This is a genomic window from Parapedobacter sp. ISTM3 (genome assembly GCF_016533505.1).
Taxonomy (GTDB): Bacteria; Bacteroidota; Bacteroidia; order Sphingobacteriales; family Sphingobacteriaceae; genus Parapedobacter; species Parapedobacter luteus.
Map to the genome: position 1 here is coordinate 1 of NZ_JAENGN010000039.1, position 4906 is coordinate 4906.

4 protein-coding genes are annotated in these 4906 nt (G+C 38.6%); all 4 read left to right on the forward strand.

What is annotated here, in order from left to right:
* Window positions 1-746 precede the first annotated feature (746 nt).
* The 4 genes from JHJ32_RS22345 to JHJ32_RS22360 are packed head-to-tail and all read left to right on the forward strand — an operon-like array spanning window position 747 to window position 4703.
* Complete coding sequence (locus tag JHJ32_RS22345; RefSeq protein WP_200122889.1) at window positions 747-1190, forward strand: MarR family winged helix-turn-helix transcriptional regulator; 444 nt, start codon at window positions 747-749, stop codon at window positions 1188-1190.
* Window positions 1187-2569, forward strand: coding sequence for a TolC family protein (locus tag JHJ32_RS22350; RefSeq protein WP_200122891.1), 1383 nt, complete (start codon window positions 1187-1189; stop codon window positions 2567-2569). The genes JHJ32_RS22345 and JHJ32_RS22350 overlap by 4 nt, the downstream gene beginning before the upstream one ends.
* Window positions 2570-2582: 13 nt before the next feature.
* The gene (locus tag JHJ32_RS22355; protein ID WP_200122893.1) at window positions 2583-3533 is read left to right on the forward strand and encodes an HlyD family secretion protein; all 951 of its coding nucleotides are present in this window, start codon (window positions 2583-2585) and stop codon (window positions 3531-3533) included.
* A 9-nt stretch (window positions 3534-3542) separates the two neighbouring features.
* Window positions 3543-4703 (forward strand): ABC transporter permease, encoded by a 1161-nt coding sequence (locus JHJ32_RS22360; protein ID WP_200122895.1) that lies wholly within the window; start codon window positions 3543-3545, stop codon window positions 4701-4703.
* Window positions 4704-4906 lie beyond the last annotated feature (203 nt).

The window sequence follows — 4906 nt, forward strand, 5'->3', positions numbered from 1 at the left end:
ACTGATGCCACATTCGATTTTTACCGTTCTGCTCATAATCCTCTGATTTTAAACCGTTAAACAATAATGCAAGATACAGAATATCGGGCGGACACGCAAGGTGTCGGGGGTTCTTTTGGGGGTTCTTTTTGTCGAATTTGGGTGAATTTTGACGAACCTTATAAAACGAAAAACCGCCTCTAAACGTATTTAAAGGCGGTTTTTGAATCTTGTCGGCTATCTTTGGAGCCTCTCGGTAGCCCGTAGGGGAATCGAACCTATCGGGCAGCAATCTCTTTATCAATGTTTTACAACCATCCCTTTTCCCAACTCACCGAATCGCTCACTGGTTTGACATACGTTCTAGCTGCAATTGCTATGATGCTAAGATACAAAATTTCTGTGATGTAAGAATGAAATATCAACGGTTCGGGGCTTTGCGAGGGAGAGGATTAGAAAGCACAAACTTTCAATTTAGCACCAACGTAGCAAAACCATTTTTTTATTTGCTAATTTACACTTTTCAAGCAAATAAAAAATGGTTTTTGCGGAATAGAAGCACAAAAGTTGAATTTAGCACTTAACCCGCTCTCTTGCAAAACCTTTGTTAGTGGCTGTGGCTGTTTGTTTACTCTTTGTTTGATTCATTTATCTGTAAATCAAAAGACTAAAAAAACTTTTGCTTTTTTTCCAAAAGTTAATTTTTTCAAAAAACAGTTTCGTTTGAAAAATTTGTTATACTTTTGTTGCAGAAACAACAATTGTTTATGCAATCAATTTTAGAATATCAGGATTTTTACAATCTGCTTACGGGCAGGACGCCTCAGGCATTTAATCGTGTTTTGAATAAGAATTTCAAACAGAACGGAGTAGAATTAAGCAAGGAACAATGGTCTATTTTGGCTGTTTTGTGGGAAAATGACGGCTGTTCGCAACAGTATCTGGCAGATAAGAGCTTTCGGGACAGACCAGGCGTAACCCGTTTGATTGACAATATGGAAAAAGACGGTTTGGTTAAGCGGAAGCCTGATATAAACGACAGAAGGTCTAATTTGATTTTTCTGACAAAAAAAGGAAAGCAAATGCAGGAAAAAGTTATGAATCTTGTCAATGCTACCGTAGAAGAATCTATTAAAGGAATCAGTGTGGAAAATATATTGACAGTAAAAGAAGTGTTCCATAAAATATATCAAAATTTAGAGGTAAAATGAAAATTAAAAAATTACTGCCTATACTTTTCTGTTTTTTGGCTTTTGAAGGAAAGGCTCAAATTGATGTGAGTTCGTCTTTGCAGGAAGCAATTCAGGAAGCAATCGACAAAAACGCATCTATCCGAAACAAAGATTTGGAAGTGGAAAAAATCAGTACGGAAAAGAAAAGCGTTTGGAACAAATACATTCCGAAAGTAGAGGGTTCGGCAAATTATATGTATTTCGATACGAAAATAACGCTCGATTTACCGACAGGAAACATTCCGGTTATCAATCAGCCGGTTTTTGACGGAAAGCAATCGTTTGACAGTTACGGAAACTTATTGATGGGTAGCCTGATGGCAAAAACGGTTTTGTTTAGTGGTTTTCAGATTGAAAACGGAGCAAAGGCTTTGGAGCAAAAACGAATCGGAACGGCTTATCTTTCCGAGGCTGAAAAAGAAAGTTTAATTAAAGAAGTGATTCATTCCTTTGACCAAGTACACTTGTTGAACGAAGTCGAAAAATTGCTGATTGACAGCGAAAAACGATTGGCTACCGAAGCCAAAAGAGTAGAAAGGGCTATCGAAGAAGGACTTGCCATTCCGTATGACAGGGACAAAATCAAATTGGCAAATCTCGAATTACAATCCAAAAAGATAGAAATGGAAGGAAAACGAAAAGTCCTTTACCAAAAAATAAATTACCTCACGGGATATTCCGAAAACCAAATCAAAGAAGTAGAATATTTACTTGTTCCTTATGTGATTTCGGAAGATTTATCGGTTGAAAATAAACAGGAGCTAAAAGCTTTGGAATCGTTCAAAAAAGCATCGGATTATATGATTAAGAAAGAAAAAGGGAGTTATCTTCCTGTTTTGGGAGCATTCGGAGGTGTTACTTATGCGAGCCTTTTTGACGCTACGATGATTACTCCCGAAATTCCAATGGTAAATTCCCGACTTTACGGAAGAATGAACGAATTTACGATGAGTCCGAATTGGATGGTAGGGCTTTCGATGAAATGGGAAATTTTCAGCGGATTTGAACGTAAGCACAAAATCCACGAAGCCAAGATAAATGCGGAACAGGTGCAAAATCAATTAGACGATACCAAGGAGAAATTTGCTTTGCTTTTGGAAAATAACCTGGCGAATTACAGGATTCAGAATCAGAAATACCAAATCGGTCTGGAGCAGGAAAAAGTGGCTTCAAACAATCTGTATATGGCTGTAAGGCAATATCAGGAAGGGCTTATCAACATTTCCGAAAGATTGGAAGCAGAAAACGATTTGTTTAAAGCATCAGCCAATAAAATTCAGATTTTAGTAGAGCAAAGGCTGTCCGCTTTAGAAACACTTTCCGTAACAGGAGAATTAACCAAAACCATTTTAAACTAAATTATCAAAAGTAATGAAAAAGATATATTTATTATTAGTTGTAGTGATTTCCGCTGTCGGTTGTGGTAAGCCGAAAACCGAGGTTATTCAGGGAAAAATCGAAAGGGAGCAAATCGGAATCGTATCGAAAATTCCCGGAAAAATCATTGAAATCCGTATTCAGGAAGGAGATTTTGTCAAAAAAGGAGATACGCTTGCTATTTTGGACATTCCCGAAGTCGATGCCAAAAAAAGTCAGGCAGAGGGTGCTGTTCAGTCGGCAAAAGCCCAATATGATATGACTTTGAAAGGAGCTACGGACAATCAGCTCAAACAGCTAGAAGCCAAACAAAAAGCACTCAAAGAACAGTACGAATTGGCTCAAAAATCCATTGACCGATTGTCAAATATGCTTAAAGATTCGTTGGTTTCCCAACAGATGTATGACGAGGCTTTCGCCAAATATCAGGGAGCCCAATCGCAGTATCTGGCTGTTCAGGCTGAAATTTCGGACGTGAAATACGGAGCGAGAATTGAACAGCAAAAAATGGCATTGGGACAGCAGGAAAGAGCTTTGGGTGCTTTACAGGAAGTTTCGGTTGCGGATTCCGAGCGGTATATAATTGCTCCGCAGGATATGACGGTAGAGTCCATTACGCTTAAAGCAGGGGAGCTGGCACTTCCCGGTTATACCTTGATTAGCGGAACGATTTCGGAATCGACTTATTTCCGTTTTACGATTCCCGAAAGCCGGCTTTCAAAGGTTCAGAAAGGACAGGAAGTAATGGTTAATGTGGTCTATAACAAAAGTCAGGTTAAGGGAAAAATAACTTCGGTTAAGGCTTTGGGAGCTTATGCAAACATCGCAACGGCTTATCCCGATTATGAAATTCAGGAGAGTCTTTTTGAGATAAAAATCAGTCCGATTGATGTAGAACAAGCTAAAGATTTGTTTACGAAAACTACGGTTACTTTAGAATTGTAATAAGAAATTATGAAAAACTTTTTTTCGCTTATAAAAAGGGAATTCCGTTTGTTTTGGGATAACAGTGTGCTTCGGTTGCTTTTTATTGGGGCTCCGATTATGTACGGAATACTTTTAGGCTTTGTTTATCAGAAAGGTAAAGTTACCGATTTGCCTGTTGTGGTGGTTGATGAAGACCAAAGTCAGATGAGCCGAAAAGCTATTGAAATGATGCAGGATAATGAGGTTCTGAACGTGGCTTTTATCCGGTACGACCAGAACGATTTAGCTAAAATCGTAGCGGAAAACGATAATATTCCTGCGGTTGTGATTATTCCGAAAGATTTTGAGAAACAGGTAATGACCAAAAAATATCCCGAAGTGCTTACCATTGTAAATACTTCGAATGTTTTAACAGCCAATTATGCTTCGACAGCCATTCAGATTTGTTTAGGAACACTTAAAGCGGGAGTTCAGATTGAAGCTCTTAAAAAACAAGGAATGCCTGAAAGTGTGGCAATGTCGCAATATGAGCCGTTCAAAACCACATTTATTAAAAAATACAACCGAAGCACGAACTATATGTACTTTTTGTGGCCTGGCATTTTGGCAACGGTTTTACAACAGGTTTTGCTGTTAGGCTTGGCTTTGTCCTTTGCTTCCGAATACGAAAACGGAACTTTCAGAACATTGGTTTCGGAAAACAAATCCCTACTTAAAATAATGGCAGTTAAGATAATTCCGTATCTGATAATGAGCTTCGGTATTTGGATCTTGTATTATCTGTTTACGTTTTGGTTCAGGATTCCGTTTTATGAAAATCTAGGTGCTTTGACCTTTGTAGCGGGAATTTTCGTGTTGTCGGTATGCTTTATCGGGATATTGGTAAGCATACTGATTCCGAGTCAGCTCAAAGCAACCGAAATATTGATGGTTATAGCCACTCCGAGCTTTATTTTGAGCGGATTTACGTGGCCGCTTTCGCAAATGCCCGATTGGGTTGTGGCTGTTGCAAATGTGATTCCGCTTACGCATTTCTTACAGGCATTCAGAATTTTGCTGATAGAAGAAGGAACGTTGTCCCAATGTTCGGGTGCAATTTGGGCTATGATTTGGATTGGACTTGTTTGTGCGGTTTTGTCTTATGTAGCTTTGTATTTTAAAAGGAAAAAGGTGTTGAAGCAAGGTTGAATTTTGTACTGCAAAAAAATCCTGTGTGGTAGATTTTTATTATTTTTTTCTGTGTCAGGTTGTTATTTTTCAGCCGTTTAATTTCAGGGGTACGGTTGTTCTGCCATTGCCACTAACGTTTCGCGGCTTTGCGAAGGTGGCGATTTCTACCACTAAACTTCAATCGAAGCACTAAATTTTGATTAACCACTTCACTGTCATAC